Source organism: Streptomyces sp. P1-3 (assembly GCF_050613155.1).
Lineage (GTDB): Bacteria > Actinomycetota > Actinomycetes > Streptomycetales > Streptomycetaceae > Streptomyces.
The window spans coordinates 1,310,409-1,325,129 of the sequence record NZ_CP192512.1 but is presented as its reverse complement, the minus strand read 5'-3'; the positions used below and the strand labels follow the sequence as shown (position 1 = coordinate 1,325,129).

14 protein-coding genes are annotated in these 14,721 nt (G+C 70.7%); 9 read left to right on the top strand and 5 right to left on the bottom strand.

What is annotated here, in order from left to right; all coding sequences use genetic code 11:
• Positions 1–187: 187 nt before the first annotated feature.
• From ssb to ACQUSR_RS05700, 6 genes are all read left to right on the top strand, one after another.
• A complete protein-coding gene (gene ssb / locus ACQUSR_RS05725) occupies positions 188–634 on the top strand; it encodes a single-stranded DNA-binding protein (protein ID WP_431041437.1) in 447 nt (148 codons plus the stop codon).
• An 88-nt stretch (positions 635–722) separates the two neighbouring features.
• Positions 723–1,637 (top strand): bifunctional DNA primase/polymerase, encoded by a 915-nt coding sequence (locus tag ACQUSR_RS05720; RefSeq protein WP_431041436.1) that lies wholly within the window; start codon positions 723–725, stop codon positions 1,635–1,637.
• A gap of 349 nt (positions 1,638–1,986) precedes the next feature.
• Entirely contained in the window at positions 1,987–3,126 is a 1,140-nt protein-coding gene (locus ACQUSR_RS05715) for a DUF3631 domain-containing protein (protein ID WP_431041435.1), read from the top strand.
• A gap of 245 nt (positions 3,127–3,371) precedes the next feature.
• Positions 3,372–3,590 carry an excisionase family DNA-binding protein gene (locus ACQUSR_RS05710; RefSeq protein WP_431041434.1) on the top strand — a complete coding sequence of 73 codons (219 nt, stop codon included), beginning with the start codon at positions 3,372–3,374 and terminating at the stop codon, positions 3,588–3,590.
• A gap of 72 nt (positions 3,591–3,662) precedes the next feature.
• On the top strand, positions 3,663–4,817 hold the full coding sequence (locus ACQUSR_RS05705) for a tyrosine-type recombinase/integrase (protein WP_431041433.1): 1,155 nt from the start codon (positions 3,663–3,665) through the stop codon (positions 4,815–4,817).
• A 225-nt stretch (positions 4,818–5,042) separates the two neighbouring features.
• On the top strand, positions 5,043–5,414 hold the full coding sequence (locus ACQUSR_RS05700) for a nuclear transport factor 2 family protein (protein WP_431041432.1): 372 nt from the start codon (positions 5,043–5,045) through the stop codon (positions 5,412–5,414).
• Here ACQUSR_RS05700 and ACQUSR_RS05695 read toward each other — a convergent pair.
• On the bottom strand, positions 5,404–6,225 hold the full coding sequence (locus tag ACQUSR_RS05695; protein ID WP_431041431.1) for a helix-turn-helix domain-containing protein: 822 nt from the start codon (positions 6,223–6,225) through the stop codon (positions 5,404–5,406). The two genes, ACQUSR_RS05700 and ACQUSR_RS05695, sit on opposite strands and share 11 nt — an antisense overlap.
• Positions 6,226–6,336: 111 nt before the next feature.
• Between ACQUSR_RS05695 and ACQUSR_RS05690 the strand changes: the two genes are divergently transcribed.
• Entirely contained in the window at positions 6,337–6,642 is a 306-nt protein-coding gene (locus ACQUSR_RS05690) for a 4a-hydroxytetrahydrobiopterin dehydratase (RefSeq protein WP_431041430.1), read from the top strand.
• A gap of 74 nt (positions 6,643–6,716) precedes the next feature.
• Complete coding sequence (locus tag ACQUSR_RS05685) at positions 6,717–7,598, top strand: class I SAM-dependent methyltransferase (protein WP_431041429.1); 882 nt, start codon at positions 6,717–6,719, stop codon at positions 7,596–7,598.
• A gap of 14 nt (positions 7,599–7,612) precedes the next feature.
• On the opposite strand, the gene ACQUSR_RS05680 is transcribed toward ACQUSR_RS05685, so the two are convergent.
• From ACQUSR_RS05680 to ACQUSR_RS05670, 3 genes are all read right to left on the bottom strand, one after another.
• Positions 7,613–8,446 carry an aldo/keto reductase gene (locus ACQUSR_RS05680; protein WP_431041428.1) on the bottom strand — a complete coding sequence of 278 codons (834 nt, stop codon included), beginning with the start codon at positions 8,444–8,446 and terminating at the stop codon, positions 7,613–7,615.
• 104 nt (positions 8,447–8,550) lie between these two features.
• The gene (locus ACQUSR_RS05675) at positions 8,551–10,377 is read right to left on the bottom strand and encodes an AMP-dependent synthetase/ligase (RefSeq protein WP_431041427.1); all 1,827 of its coding nucleotides are present in this window, start codon (positions 10,375–10,377) and stop codon (positions 8,551–8,553) included.
• Between the two features lie 276 nt (positions 10,378–10,653).
• Positions 10,654–11,529, bottom strand: coding sequence for a LysR substrate-binding domain-containing protein (locus ACQUSR_RS05670; protein ID WP_431041426.1), 876 nt, complete (start codon positions 11,527–11,529; stop codon positions 10,654–10,656).
• 94 nt (positions 11,530–11,623) lie between these two features.
• Here ACQUSR_RS05670 and ACQUSR_RS05665 point away from each other — a divergent pair, with 94 nt between their 5' ends.
• Positions 11,624–12,655 (top strand): bile acid:sodium symporter family protein, encoded by a 1,032-nt coding sequence (locus tag ACQUSR_RS05665; protein ID WP_431041425.1) that lies wholly within the window; start codon positions 11,624–11,626, stop codon positions 12,653–12,655.
• Positions 12,656–12,688: 33 nt separating this feature from the next.
• Here ACQUSR_RS05665 and ACQUSR_RS05660 read toward each other — a convergent pair whose 3' ends face one another.
• Positions 12,689–14,629, bottom strand: coding sequence for an exo-alpha-sialidase (locus tag ACQUSR_RS05660; protein ID WP_431041424.1), 1,941 nt, complete (start codon positions 14,627–14,629; stop codon positions 12,689–12,691).
• Positions 14,630–14,721: the final 92 nt, after the last annotated feature.

The window sequence follows — 14,721 nt, the reverse complement described above, 5'->3', positions numbered from 1 at the left end:
GGTAGCGGGGGCCCTTTACCCCGGTAGAGGGGCAGGTAAAGGGCTCTGACCTGCAAGGTAAGGCGGGTAAAGGGGGTCGGGCACCCCCTGCTCTGAACCCCTCACAGCGTCCCATCCAGCCGTACCGGACGCACGCCCAGCGCTGTCCGGCTCAGCACACAACCAAGACCCTCAAGGAGAGAGCAGCATGTCGTTCGGCGAAACCCCGATCACCATCATCGGCAACCTGACCGCCGACCCGGAACTGAAGTTCACCAACACCGGCCAGCCCCTGGCGAAGTTCACCGTCGCTTCCACCCCGCGCACCTTCGACAAGGACTCCGGCCAGTGGCGCGACGGCACCGCCACCTTCTTCCGCTGCGCCGCCTGGCGCACCCTGGCCGAACACGTCACCGAAAGCCTGACCAAGGGCTCCCGCGTCGTCCTCTTCGGCCGCATCCGCCAGCACAACTGGCAGACCCCCGAGGGTGAGAACCGCTCCATGCTCGCCATCGAGGTAGACGACATCGGCGCCTCGCTCCGCTTCACCACCGTCAGCATCGCCGCCAAGCGGACCACCACCAGCAGTGCCACCGGCACCAGCCCCGCCGACGACGCCTGGAACACCGACACCGGGGCACAGCCCCCGTTCTAGACACGCCCGGGGCGACCGCCCCTCTCGCCAAAGATGCGCGGTCGCCCCGGATCTCCCAGCCATTCACAGACCTCAGGAGGTCTCCAGCATGACGCATGACGCACGATCCGCGCTGCTGTCCGCAGCGCTGGACGCAGCTGGCCGCGGCTGGTACGTCCACCCGCTCCGCCCCGGGGCCAAGGGCTCCGCGCTACACGGCGAACGTGCCTGCCCCAAGACAGGGGAGTGCGCGCACGGGCACCGGAAGTGGGAGGAGCGCGCCACGACCGACGCCGACCGCATCCGCCGGGCGTGGTCCGCGGGCGCGTTCAACGTCGGCATCGCCCCCGGACCCTCCGGCCTGCTGGTCGTAGACCTGGACGTGTCCAAGGAGAAAGAAAACAAAGGCTGTTCGGACGCGCCTGACGGCACGGCGTCCTTTTTGGCGCTCTGCGAGCGCGCCGGACAGCCGTGGCCCGTCACCTACACGGTGCGGACGCCCAGCGGCGGCATGCACCTGTACTTCGCCGTACGGCCGGACGTCCACCTGCGCAGCAGCGCCCGCACCCTGGCACCCCAGGTGGACACCCGCGGGCGGGGCGGGAACGTCGTTGCCGCAGGCAGCACCACCCCGCAGGGCCTTTACGAGGCCATCGACAACTCCCCCGTGGCGGAACTGCCCGCATGGCTCCGACTCCAGCTCCAGGCACCGCCGAAGCGCGACACGGCGCCCGCCCCGCTCCTCATCCCGAGCCAGGCCACCCGCCGCGCGCAGGTGGCCTTGGAGCGTGAGGCGGCCAGGGTCAGGAAGGCTCGGGAGGGGCAGCGACACAACCTCCTGCTCACACGCACGATCGCCATCGGGCGTTTCGTCGTCTGGGGCGAGATCGCCCGGAACGTGGTCGAGGAAGCATTTGGGGCGGCCGGTGAGGCGGCCGGACTGTCGACGGCCGAGTGCCGCGCGACCATCCGCGACGCGCTGGACTACTCCGCCCGCACCTGCCGCGCCCGGGAGACAGCATGAACCACCACCCGCCCCGCGCGCGGCCCAAATGCCATCCGACCCCCAGCCAGCCGGACTCCGCCAACACGGCCGTACGTCCGACTCCAGGGCGCGGCCGGGAAAGGGGCGCCCGTCAGGGCGTCCTTTCAGCTCTTCGTTCTGACCCGCGCCAGGGCGACGGCCGCCAGCCGCTGGCCTGGCTCCACATCACCGCACCCGGCCGCGGAACCGTCCCCACTGCCACCTCCCGGTGCCTGTGCGGACGAAACCTCAGCGCGGTTGGCCACACCCGGGTGCTTGCACTGGTCGAGTCCCACACCACCCACCGGACCGAATGCCCGCTGCGCACCACCGAGCAAAGGACCGCCGCATGAGCACCGCACCCATCAACGGCGCCGTCCTGCTGGACGAGATCGAAGCCTTCCACCGCCGGTTCAACGCGTTCCCCACCGAGGCCGCCTATGTGGCCGTCGTGCTGTGGAACGCCCACACACACCTGCTGGACGCGTTCGAGTCCACCCCGCGGCTTGCCTTCCTGTCCCCGGAACCGGGCTCAGGCAAGACCCGGGGACTGGAGATCTGCGGAACGCTCGTGCCGCAGCCGATGGTGGCCGTCAACGCCAGCCCGGCCGCCCTGTTCCGCGCCGTGTCCGGGATGGAGGCGGGCCGCCCGACGATCCTGTTCGATGAGATCGATACCGTCTTCGGCCCCAAGGCCAAGGACAACGAGGAGCTCCGCGGTCTGCTGAATGCCGGACACCGCAGGACCGGCGTCTCGTACCGGTGCGTCGGCGACGGCGGGCAGCAGACCGTCCAGGCGTTTCCGTCCTACGCAGCCGTAGCCGTCGCCGGACTCGGGTGGCTGCCCGACACGATCCTGACCCGCTCGATCGTCATCCGCATGCGCCGACGCGCCCCCAACGAGCACGTGGAGGCGTTCCGCAGCCGCATTCACGAACCCGAAGGGCGCGCGCTGCGGGACCGCCTCGCCGCGTGGGCGGACAGCGTCCGAGACCGCATCGAAGGAGCGTTCCCAGAGATGCCCGAAGGGGTCTCCGACCGGCCCGCGGACGTGTGGGAGCCCTTGCTGGCTGTCGCCGATGCTGCCGGGGACGGCTGGCCGCAGCGCGCCCGGGAGGCATGCGTGGAACTGGTCGCTGCTGCCGCGGCCGGGGACAAGGCGTCCCTTGGTATCCGGCTGCTGACCGACCTGCGCGACACCGTTTTCAGCGGAGCCGACCGCATGCCCACCGCCCAGATCCTCGCCGGGCTCAACTCCATCGACGAAGCACCCTGGGCGGACATGGGCGGCAAGCCCCTGGACTCCCGCCAGCTCGCCAAGCGGCTGGGCGAATACGTCACCGCCGACAACCAGCCCATCAAGGCCCGCAACATCCGCACCGGCACCGGAGTGGTCAAGGGCTACTACGCCTCCGACCTCCACGACGCATGGCGCCGGTACTGCCCCATGGCGGCCAGATCCGCTACACCCGCCACACCCGCCGACTAGACCAGCTCTGACCAGCAGGAACGGCGTAGCGGATGTCGCGCACGGCACCCGCTACGCCCCCGCTACACAACCCCCGATCCGCTACAAGCACCCCGCCCCGTAGCGGACCCATCCGCTACACCCCACCGACCCGCTACACCCAAACAGGCCCCTGACCTGCGCCGTAGCAGCCGTGGCGGATGTAGCGGACTTGCGAGGGGGAGGGGCTCAACCCCCCTCAGCTATTCCAGGAGGGAGACACCGCCATGGACACGGCCCCCGCCGCTTCCACATTTCAGCGCCGCCTTCACTGCGTCGAAGCCGCCGCTGAACTCCTCGGGGTCAAGCGTTCCACCGCCTACGAGGAAATTCGCCTTGGTCGACTCCGTACCGTCCGTGTCGGCCGTCGCCGCCTCGTTCCCACCGAGTACATCGACGACTACGTCGAACTCCTCAAGCGGGAAGCCGAAGCGGCCGCTATCTGAACCTGATCTACCACGTAGGAGCCGCGCCCGATCCGGGCGCGGCTCCCGCTGTTGAAAGGCGAGCGCAACGTCATGAGCGAGGCACCCCAGCATTCTCGTAAATCAGCCAACGGAGAAGACTCGATTTACTGGGACAAGTCAAAGAACCGCTATGTAGGGGCTGTGTCGCTCGGCTACACCCCTGCTGGCAAGCGGAGGCGGCCTAAGGTATCTGGCAAGACAAAGACCGAGGTCCGTGGAAAACTCAAGGAACTGAAGAAAGAATTGGAATCGGGTGTAAAGGCGCCCGCCAACTATCTCGTATCGCGGGCAGTGCAGGACTGGTTCGCCCAAGGGTTCAAGGGGCGGGACGTCGGGAGTATCAAGACTTACCGTAGCCTGGCCAACAACCACATCACGCCGGATCTCGGAAGCGCCAAGCTGCGAGACCTGGAGGCAGACGACCTGGACGAGTGGCTTGAGGTCAAGGCAAAAGTGCTTTCTGACGAGTCACTGAAAAGGGTGCTGTCGATCCTGCGCCGATCGATCGCTCATGCCCAGCGCCGGGGAAAAGTCACCCGCAACGTGGCCGAATTGGTGGAGCGCCCCGAGGGGCAGCCAGGGCGCCCGAGTAAGTCCCTGACTCTGGAGCAAGCGAAGGCAGTGCTCAGAGTCAAGCAGGGGACATGGATTCACGCCTATGTGGTGCTGGCTCTCTTGGTTGGTGTTCGCACCGAAGAGGCTCGTGCGCTCACCTGGTCGCATGTTCACCTCCTTGAAACTGAGGACATAAGGCCGCATGTCGATGTGTGGCGGTCCGTGCGCCGGCATGGCGACACCAAGACGCGGAAGAGTCGGCGCTCCCTCGTTATGCCCCATCAAGTGGTTGACGTGATGAAGGAGTACAAGCGGCAGCAAGAGCGGGTGTTGGGGCACCCTGTCAGTGGTCTGGTCTTCCCGAGTGAAACCAGCGAACAGCGCAGCTCGACCAACGTGTTGCGCAACTTCAGGTCGCTGCTGAGAGCAGCTGGATTTGAGAACCCAGAAGAGTGGACATCAAGGGAACTGCGGACCAGCTTCGTGTCTCTGCTGTCGGATCACCGGGTCCCGATCGAGGTCATCGCGCGCGTTGTCGGCCACAGTGGCAGCGCCACGACGGAGACGGTCTATCGCAAGCAGTTGCGTCCGGCGATCACGGAGGGCGCAGAGGCTATGGATGAGATCTTCAAGACGGGCGGAAGCGACTGACGGAGCGCGCGTGGCTCCCAGTATGGCTCCCTGGAGCCGGGTGAGCGTCTCGCCCGGCTCTGTGACCTGCGCAGCAGTGCCGCGCGTGGCTGGTTCACCATTACCTCAGGCGTAATCGACCCCCGCCGTCATCGGCGGCAGGGTGGAGGCATCGGGTTCCGGGCCGGCGCACTCCGGTCCGGAACCCGCCCCTGACCACCGCCTTCGCCAGAGGAGACCACCGCCATGAAGCGTTACGCCGCCGCCGTCGCCCGCTACTTCGAGGCGTGGAACGCCACCGACCCCGAGCGCCTCGCCAAGGCCGTGGCCGCCGCCTGGACCGAGAGCGGCAGCTACACCGACCCGCTCGCCGACGTCCAGGGCCACGAGCAACTGGCCGCCGTCATCGCCGGTGTCCACGAGCAGTTCCCCGGCTTCGAGTTCCGGCACACCGGGACCGTGGACGGCCACCACGACACGGCCCGCTTCACCTGGGAGCTGGTGTCCGGTGCCGACGGTTCCGCGCCGGTCGCGGGATCCGATGTCATCACCCTGGCCGAGGACGGCCGGATCCGCACGGTCCTGGGCTTCCTGGACCGGCTGCCCGCTACGGCGTGACGGCGGGCCGCGCCGCCTGAAGGTACGCCGCCGTCTCCGGGTCCGCCGGCAGGAGGGTCTCGATGGCCAGCTCGGAGACGGTGACATCCATCGGCGTGTTGAAGGTGGCGATCGTCGAGATGAACGACAGCACCCGCCCGTCGTGCTCGATCATCATCGGCAGCGCGAACGGCGCGTGCTCCCCACCGGAGACCGCCCCGCCCTCGTCCGCGCCGCGCTCCGGCAGCGGATACGCGCTGACCTCCTCGTACAACGCGCGCAGCGGCGCCGACCGCATGAGCGCCAGCTGCCGTTCCATCTGGTCCAGCAGATGGCCGCGCCACTGGCGCAGGTTGCGGATGCGCGGCGCGATGCCCTCCGGATGCAGGGTGACGCGCATCGCGTTCATCGGCTGCCGCAGCAGATGGTCCGCGACGCCGTCCAGGATCAGCCCGATCCCCCGGTTGGCCGCGATGACGGTGTACGTGCCGTCCACGACGAGCGCCGGATACGGCTCATAGCCCGTCAGCAGCCGCTCCATGCCCGCGCGCAGCGTGCCCATCGCCGGCGCGTCCAAGGCGGTCTCCGGGAAGCGGGGCGCGTAACCGGCCGCGATCAGCAGCGCGTTGCGCTCCCGTACGGGGACGTCCAGATGGTCCGCCAGCTTCAGGACCATCTCCTGGCTCGGCCGGGACCGGCCGGTCTCGATGAAGCTGATGTGGCGGGCCGAGGAATCCGCGCGCAGCGCCAGCTCCAGCTGGCTGATCCGGCGCCGGCCCCGCCATTCCCGCAGCAGCGCGCCCACACCGGGGGCGACCGTGGCAGTCGTCATGCCCCGACGGTAACCGAACGCGTGTCGCCGTTCGCGCGCGGTGGCGCCGACCACGTGGCAGGCTGGTGCGGATCGGCAACCGGCCGAAATGGACGAAGGGGTGACCACACGATGGCAGTCGAGCCGCTCTCGCAGACGGAGATCGAGCAGCGTCTGGAGGACCTTCCGGGCTGGACGGCGGAGGACGACCGGCTCAGCCGTACGTACGCCTTGGACAGCCATCTGGCGGCGGCGGACCTGGTCGGCCGGATCGCCCGGATCCAGGAGGAGCTGAACCACCACTCCGATGTGCTGCTCGGCTACCACACCGTCACCGTCTCGGTGAACACCCACAGCGTCGGCGGCAAGATCACCGAGCTCGACTTCGCACTGGCCCGCCGCGTGGAGGAGACCGCGCAGGCCGCGTTGCCGAAGTAGCAACGAACTTTGCGCTCCTTGCTCCGGCGGGGCGACCCTCAGAGGCAACCGGACGCACGGCGGAAGGACCTCTGATGGCCCATCACCACGACCATGACCACACGCAGATGGACTGGGACGAACTCGGCCCGCTGCTGGAACAGGGCGCCGAGATCAACGCCCCGCTCGTCGACCAGGCCGTCGCCTGGCTGCGGGACGACCTGCTGGGCCCCGAACGGGCCGCCGCGATCAGCCAGGTGTGGGACGTGGGCAGCGGACCGGGCGTCGCCGCCTGCCAGCTGGCCCAGGCCTTCCCCGCCGCCGAGGTGCTGGCCGTGGACGGCGAGGACGCCCTGCTGCGGCGGGCCCGCGCCCGCGCCCTGCGCCTCGGCATCGGCTACCGGGTGCGCACCCACACCGCCGAGTTGCCCGGCGGGCTCTGCGGGGCCGGGACCGCGGAGCTGATCTGGACCAGCAAGACGCTGCACCACCTGGGCGACCAGCGGGCCGCCCTCGCGGGCCTGGCCGAACGGCTGCGCCCCGGCGGCCTGCTCGCCGTCGCCGAGGGCGGGCTGCCCACCCGGCGGCTGCCCCGCGACCTCGGCATCGGCAGGCCCGGCCTCGAAGCACGGCTCGACGCCGTCACGGAGGACTGGTTCACCGCGATGCGCGGCGCGCTGCCCGAGACCGTGGAGACCGTCGAGGACTGGCCCGCCATGCTCGGCGCGGCGGGTCTGGTGAACGTGCGCAGCCGCACGTTCCTGCTCGATCTGCCGGCCCCGGCCGACGCGCGGGTCCGCGCCCATCTGCACGCCGAACTCACCAGGTTCCACGAGGTACTCGGGGACCGGCTGGATGCGGAGGACCTCGCCACGCTCGGCCGGCTCTTGGACCCGGACGACGAGGCGGGGCTCCTGCGGCGCCCGGATGTGTTCCTGCTGAGCGCGCAGACCGTGCACACCGCTGTGCGGCCGTAGGGCCCTCGGGCCGCTCAGGCCATGTCGAACGTTTCCGGGTCCGGCCCCAGCCGGTTGCCGGAGTCCAGCGCGGCGATCGCCGCCAGGTCGTCGTCCTCCAGCTCGAATCCGAAGACGTCGATGTTCTCCCGGATCCGCGACGGTGTCACGGACTTGGGGATGACGACGTTGCCCAGCTGGAGGTGCCAGCGCAGCACGACCTGGGCGGGCGTCCTGCCGTGCTTGTGGCCGATGGCGGCCAGCACCGGGCTGTCCAGCAGGCCCTTGCCCTGGCCCAGCGGGGACCATGCCTCGGTGACGATGTTGTGCCGGGCATTGACCGTGCGTATCTCGGCCTGCTGGAGCTGCGGGTGCAGCTCGACCTGGTCCAGGACCGGCACGATGGAGGTCTCGGCCAGCAGCCGCTCGAGGTGCGCGGGGTGGAAGTTGGAGACGCCGATCGCCTTGGCGCGGCCGTCGGCGTAGATCTTCTCCAACGCCTTCCAGGTGTCCACGTAGGCGTCGCGGGAGGGCACCGGCCAGTGGATCAGGTACAGGTCCACGTAGTCCAGGCCGAGCTTGCCGAGCGAGGTGTCGAAGGCGCGGAGCGCGGTGTCGTAACCGTGCTCGCTGTTCCAGAGCTTGGTGGTCACGAACAGCTCGTCCCGCGCGATGCCGGACGCGGCGATCGCCTGGCCCGTGCCCTTCTCGTTCTCGTACACCGCCGCGGTGTCGATGCTGCGGTACCCGGCCTCCAGGGCGGTGCCGACCGCGGCGGCCGCCTCGTCGTCGGGCACCTGGAAGACACCGAAGCCGAGCTGCGGCATCCTGACGCCGTTGTTGAGGGTGATGAAGGGGACCTTGCTCACGAGCGGTCGTCCTTACGTCGTGGGGGGTACGGATATCTCCACGATCAACGCTCGACGGGCCCGCCGCATTCCCGCGCGGCGGCTCACGGCCGGTCCCGCGCGGCTCACGGCCGGTAGAGCGCCTCGACCTCGGCCGTGTACGCCTTCTCGATCGCCTTCCGCTTCAGCTTCAGCGACGGCGTCAGCAGGCCCTGCTCCTCGGTGAACTGGGCGGCCAGGATCCGGAACGTACGGATTGACTCGGCCTGCGAGACGAGGGTGTTGGCGGCGACGACGGCCCGCCGGATCTCGGTCTCCAGATCGGGGTCCCGGACCAGTTCGGCGGGCGGCATGTCCGGCTTGTCCCGCATCCGCAGCCAGTGCTCGACCGCTTCCGGGTCCAGGGTCACCAGGGCGGCGACGAACGGGCGGTCGTTGCCGACCACGACGCACTGGGCGACCATCGGGTGGGAGCGTACGCGGTCCTCCAGCGGCACCGGGGAGACGGTCTTGCCGCCGGAGGTGACCAGGACCTCCTTCTTCCGCCCGGTGATGGTCAGATAGCCGTCCTCGTCCAGCGCGCCCAGGTCGCCGGTGGCCAGCCAGCCGTCCCGCAGCACCGCGTCGGTGGCCTTGGGGTCGCCGAGGTAGCCGGTGAAGAGCTGGTCGCCGCGCAGCCAGACCTCGCCGTCGTCGGCGATGTGCACGGTGGTGCCGGGGATCGGGACGCCCACCGTTCCGAACCGGGTCCGCTCCGGCGGGTTGCCGGTCGCGGCGGCGGTGGACTCGGTCAGGCCGTAGCCCTCGTAGATCGTGACGCCCGCGCCCGCGAAGAACAGCCCGAGCCGCCGGTCCATGGCGGAGCCGCCGGAGAACGCGTGCCGGACCCGGCCGCCCATCGCCTCGCGCACCTTGCTGTAGACGAGCTTGTCGAAGAGCTGGTGCTGGACGCGGAGCGCGGCGGACGGGCCGGGGCCGGTGCCGAACGCCTTGGCCTCCTGTGCCTCCGCGTACCGCACCGCGACGTCCACCGCCTTGTCGAACGGCCCCGCCTTGCCCTCCGCCTCGGCCTTCCGCCGGGCCGCCGCGAAGACCTTCTCGAAGATGTACGGGACCGCCAGGATGAACGTGGGCCTGAAGCTCCGCAGGTCCGGAAGGAGCGCGGTGGCGCTGAGATTGGGCTGGTGGGCGAGCTTGACCCGGCCGCGGACGGCGGCGACCTGCACCATGCGGCCGAAGACGTGCGCCAGCGGCAGAAACAGCAGCGTCGCCGCCTCGTCGCCCGGCTTGGTGTGGAACACGTGCTCGTAGCGGGCGACGACGTTGTCGCACTCGGCCATCAGGGCGGCGTGCGTGATCACGCAGCCCTTGGGGCGGCCCGTGGTGCCCGAGGTGTAGATGATCGTCGCGGGCGCGTCGGGGGTCAGGGCCATCCTGTGCCGGTCCACCACGTCGGTCTCGATCCGGCGGCCGGAGGCGAGGAGGGCGGGCAGCGCGCCCGCGTCCAGCTGCCACAGGCTCGTCAGCCGCGGCAGCCGGTCGACGACCGACCCGACGGTCATGGCGTGGTCCTCGTGCTCCACCACGCACGCGGCGACGTTCGCGTCGTACAGTGCCCAGTAGACCTGCTCGGCGGAGGCGGTGGGGTACACCGGGACGGTCTGGGCGCCGATGGACCAGATCGCGAAGTCGAACAGCGTCCACTCGTACCGGGTACGGGACATGATCGCGACGCGGTCGCCGAACCGGATGCCCTGGGCCAGCAGGCCCTTGGCCAGCGCCAGCACCTCGTCGCGGAACTGGCCTGATGTCACATCCTCCCAGCGGCCGTCCGCCGTCTTGCGGGCGAGCACGACCCGGTCCGGGTCATCCGCCGCGTGGTCGTAGACGGCGTCCGCCAGTCCGCCGACCAGGGGGGCCGTCGCCAACGGGGGGACGGTGATCTCGCGCAATGACGTGCTCCTCGAAGCGCTTCCGCACAGGGCCGAGACCGTACCTGATAGCGGACGGCCGCGGGAGGGGTCGCCCGTGCCCTGGACGGACGGCATATGCCCAGGCCAGTCGGGTAAACCGGGTTACTCCGGGGAACGCCGGGCATCCGGCGCCCGCCGGCGCGGCCCTGTGCGTCCTGTTTCTTCACGTAATCCCTTCGGATACGGCACATGTTCCATCGGTTTTCAGCCGCGGAGGTTACCCCCGTCCGGGGGTGGGGGCTTCCAGGGCGCGACTCAGCCACCCAGCGGCCGCTGGAGCCGGTCGCCGCTGGCGAGGATCGCGGCGGCCAGTGCCTCCGCCGCCTGGGCCCCGGCGGCGTCCCGGCCGCCGCGCTCACCGTGCAGCAGGACGAAGTCCACCGGGCCCAGATCCGGCAGCCCGGCCCGCTCCGGCACCCGGACCAGGCCCGGCGGGATCAGGCCGCGGGTGTGGGCCATCACCCCGAGCCCCGCGCGGGCCGCCGCGACCAGGCCGTTGAGGCTGCCGCTGGTGCAGGCGATGCGCCAGGGGCGGCCATGCCGCTCCAGCACCTCCAGGGCGCGGGCCCGGGTGAGCGCCGGCGGCGGGAAGACGATCAGGGGCAGCGGCCGGTCCGGGTCGATCCGCAGCCGCTCCCCGCCGATCCACACCAGCTTGTCGCGCCACACCAGCCGCCCCTGCGGCCGCTCCGCGGACCGCTTGGCGAGTACGAGGTCCAGCTGCCCCAGCCGCTGATGGAGGATTCCCGACAGCTCCACCGTCAGCTCCAGGTCGACCTCGGGGTGGTCGCGGCGGAAGCCCTCCAGGAGCTCCGGCAGCCGGGTCAGGACGAAGTCCTCGGAGGCGCCGAAGCGCAGCCGCCCGCGCAGCCGGGTCCCGGCGAACCAGCTCGCCGCCCGCTCGTTCGCCTCCAGGATGGTCCGGGCGAAGCCGAGCATGGCCTCGCCGTCCTCGGTCAGCTCCACACCGTGCGTGTCACGGGCGAACAGCTGGCGCCCGGCCGCGGCCTCCAGCCTGCGGACCTGCTGGCTCACCGTGGACTGCCGCAGGCCCAGCCGGTGGGCGGCCTGCGTGAAGCTCAGGGTCTGGGCGACGGCGAGGAAGGTGCGCAGCTGGACCGGGTCGAACACAGCGCCAGTCTAGGCGCGCTCATCGCGATGCGTGATGGCAGTGAGTGCGGTGAGCGGGATTCCCCATGATCCTCGGGCGCGGCAGGCTGGTGGCATGCGTAGCGTCAAGCTCCCGATACCCTCCTGGCTGCCCGTGGACGGCTACATCCTCGCGCTGCTCGGCACCGTCGGGCTGGCCGCGCTCCTGCCCGCCAAGGGCGCCGCCGCCTCCGTCGCCGAGGGGGCCGCGACCGCCGCGGTGGCGTTCCTGTTCTTCCTCTACGGCGCCCGGCTCTCCACCCGCGAGGCGCTGGACGGGCTGCGCCACTGGCGGCTCCACCTGACCGTGCTGGCCTGCACCTTCGCGGTCTTCCCGGCCCTGGGGCTGGCGGCCCGGGGGCTGGTCCCGTATGTGCTGACCCAGCCGCTGTACACGGGCCTGCTGTTCCTGTGCCTGGTGCCGTCCACCATCCAGTCCTCGATCGCCTTCACCTCCCTCGCGCGGGGCAACGTCGCGGCGGCGATCTGCGCGGGGTCGTTCTCCAGCCTGGCCGGGATCGTCCTCACCCCGCTGCTCGCCGCCCTGCTGCTGGGGAAGGACGGCGGCGGGTTCTCCGCGGACTCCATGGTGCGGATCGCGTGCCAGCTGCTGGCGCCCTTCCTGGCCGGACAGCTGCTGCGGCGCTGGATCGGACCGTTCGTCACCCGCCACCGCGGGCCCTTGGGCTATGTGGACCGCGGTTCCATACTGCTGGTCGTCTACGCCGCGTTCAGCGAGGGCATGGCGGCCGGCGTCTGGCACCAGGTCTCCGGTCTCCGGCTGCTGGCGCTGCTCGGGGTGGAGGCGGTGCTGCTGGCCGTGATGCTGTCCCTGACCTCGTACGGGTCGCGGCGGCTGGGCTTCGACCGCGCCGACCGGATCGCCATCGTCTTCGCCGGGTCGAAGAAGAGCCTGGCCGCCGGGCTGCCGATGGCCAGTGTGCTGTTCGGGGCCGGCGCGAGCCTGGCGGTGCTGCCGCTGATGCTCTTCCACCAGATGCAGCTGATGGTGTGCGCGGTGCTCGCCAAGAGGTTCGCGGCACAGGCGGCGGGGGCACCGGCCCCGCCCGGCGGCCCGGTGCCGTCCCGGACCGCGGGCAGGACCTGAGCCGGGGGCTCGGGGCCCAGCGGTGCGCCGGGCTCAGTCCCCGGCGCGCCGCACCTTGTCCAGCGGCAGCCGCAGGACGACGCCGCTGTACAGGTCGTCCAGCGGCGCGTTGAACTCGCGGACGTGCCGCAGCTCGGTGTCGGTCAGCGCGCGCCCGTACACCCGCACCTCGTCCAGCGCGCCCGCGGCGTGCGACCGGCTGTCGAGGGCCTGGCCAAGGTGGACGCCGAACGGGGAGGTCCGGCTGACCGTGCCGGGCACGTCGAGGACCGAGGCGGCCGGGCCGCCGTCCACGCTGATCGACAGCCGCCCGCCGGTCCGCACCAGCGCCGCGTGGTGCCACTGCCCGTCGTTGTACGCCCCGGTGGTGCTGACCGAGGCGGTGCGCGGGGCGGCGGTGCCGGTCACCGTGGTGATCAGGGCGCGGATCCGGTTGCTTCCCGGCTCGCCGCGCAGCCAGATCTGTGGCTGCCGGTTGCCGATACCGCCCATCCACAGGAAGGGATGCTGGCCGGAGGAGGCGTTGTAGCGGAACCACAGGCTGACGGTGAAGTCCCTGGTGCCCAGTGGGAGCGCGGTCCGGTACGGCAGCCGTACGGCGTCGTTCACGCCGTCGAAGGCCAGCGCCGAGCCGAACCGGCCCTCCGTCTCGCGCGCCCCGCCGACCACGGTGGCGGGGCGGGACCCCGGCGCCAGGTCCCGGGTGGTGGGGTCGGGGCCCCGGCGCGGACCGAGCCAGTCCTCGGTGAAGCGCGCGAAGCGGATCTCGTCGCGGGCGTCGACGGTCCCGCCCTCGTACAGCAGGCCGACCTCGTCGCGCGAGACGGCGACCATGTCCGAGTAGCCGGACCAGTCGTTGGTCACCACCTTGCCCCGGTCGACGGTGTCCCAGGTGCCGGCCTCGTCCCAGGAGGAGCGGATCATCATGGTGCGGCGCCGGTCGGGGTCGGCGGGGGCGGCGAACAGCAGCCGGCTGTAGCCGTCCCGCTCCTCGCTGCGCAGCCGCAGCACCGAGCCCTGGACCTGCGGTGTGTACAGATCGGGGATCGTGCGGAACGGCGCGGCGAAGGTGGCGCCGCCGTCCCGGCTGACGGCGTAGTCGCGGTGGCCGAGGCCGGTGCCGTCCTGCTCCCGTCCGCTGACGTACACGGCTCCGTCCGCGCGCTCCACCAGCGTCATCTCCGACGGCTTCTGGGGGAACGTGCCGTCGGTGGCGACCGGGTAGCTGCCGACCGCCCCGATCCGCCAGTGCTCGCCGCCGTCGTCGCTGTAGACGAGACCGGCGTGGTTGTGCGTCACCCGGGCGCCGTCGAAGGTCTCGGTGTTGACGCTGAACACCAGCCGGCCCTTGTACCTGCCGTGGTTGAGCTGGATGCCGTGCACCGGCCCGGTGGCGTACCAGGAGTTCCAGTGCGCCGGCATGATCGAGTCGCTCAGGTCGCGCGGCTTCGACCAGGTGCGTCCGTCGTCGTCGCTGAACTGGAAGTGCGGGCTGCGGTCACAGGGCACGTCGCAGCTCGCGGCGTCGTCCCGCCCGGTGTTGTACGTGCTGGCCAGCACGATCCGGCCGGTACGGGTGTCCACGATGGGAGCCGGGTTGCCATGGGTGTCGCCCCCGCCGTCGTCGATGACCTGGAGCGGGCCCCAGGTGCGGCCGCCGTCGGTGGAGCGCTTGAGGACCAGATCGATGTCCCCGGCGTCTCCGCAGTTGTCCACCCGGCCCTCGGCGAACGCCAGCAGCGTGCCGTTGGTGGATTTCACGATCGCCGGGATGCGGAAGCAGGAATACCCCTGTTCCTGGGAAGACTTGAAGAGCACCTGCTGCTCGAAATCCGCACGGGCCGCGGACGCCGCCTCGGATGCGTCCACGGCCCGTACCGGGATCGGGAGGAGGGCGAGCCCCGCGGCGGTGAGTAACGCCCCCGCGCGGCGCCACCACGGTCTTCTGGAGCGAGCACGAAGATCTGACGTCATGTCCGACCGACCCTTCAAAGGCATATGGACATCAAGACATCCCACGTCCCGAGTGCGCTGCTCAGAAGTCTCCCGCCCACCGCGCTACCCCA

What these genes read in the sequence shown, in the direction of transcription:
- ssb (WP_431041437.1), top strand. Translation starts at nt 188, where the DNA reads ATGTCGTTCGGCGAAACCCCGATCACCATCATCGGCAACCTGACCGCC.
- ACQUSR_RS05720 (WP_431041436.1), top strand. Translation starts at nt 723, where the DNA reads ATGACGCATGACGCACGATCCGCGCTGCTGTCCGCAGCGCTGGACGCA.
- ACQUSR_RS05715 (WP_431041435.1), top strand. Translation starts at nt 1,987, where the DNA reads ATGAGCACCGCACCCATCAACGGCGCCGTCCTGCTGGACGAGATCGAA.
- ACQUSR_RS05710 (WP_431041434.1), top strand. Translation starts at nt 3,372, where the DNA reads ATGGACACGGCCCCCGCCGCTTCCACATTTCAGCGCCGCCTTCACTGC.
- ACQUSR_RS05705 (WP_431041433.1), top strand. Translation starts at nt 3,663, where the DNA reads ATGAGCGAGGCACCCCAGCATTCTCGTAAATCAGCCAACGGAGAAGAC.
- ACQUSR_RS05700 (WP_431041432.1), top strand. Translation starts at nt 5,043, where the DNA reads ATGAAGCGTTACGCCGCCGCCGTCGCCCGCTACTTCGAGGCGTGGAAC.
- ACQUSR_RS05695 (WP_431041431.1), bottom strand. Translation starts at nt 6,225, where the DNA reads ATGACGACTGCCACGGTCGCCCCCGGTGTGGGCGCGCTGCTGCGGGAA.
- ACQUSR_RS05690 (WP_431041430.1), top strand. Translation starts at nt 6,337, where the DNA reads ATGGCAGTCGAGCCGCTCTCGCAGACGGAGATCGAGCAGCGTCTGGAG.
- ACQUSR_RS05685 (WP_431041429.1), top strand. Translation starts at nt 6,717, where the DNA reads ATGGCCCATCACCACGACCATGACCACACGCAGATGGACTGGGACGAA.
- ACQUSR_RS05665 (WP_431041425.1), top strand. Translation starts at nt 11,624, where the DNA reads ATGCGTAGCGTCAAGCTCCCGATACCCTCCTGGCTGCCCGTGGACGGC.
- ACQUSR_RS05660 (WP_431041424.1), bottom strand. Translation starts at nt 14,629, where the DNA reads ATGACGTCAGATCTTCGTGCTCGCTCCAGAAGACCGTGGTGGCGCCGC.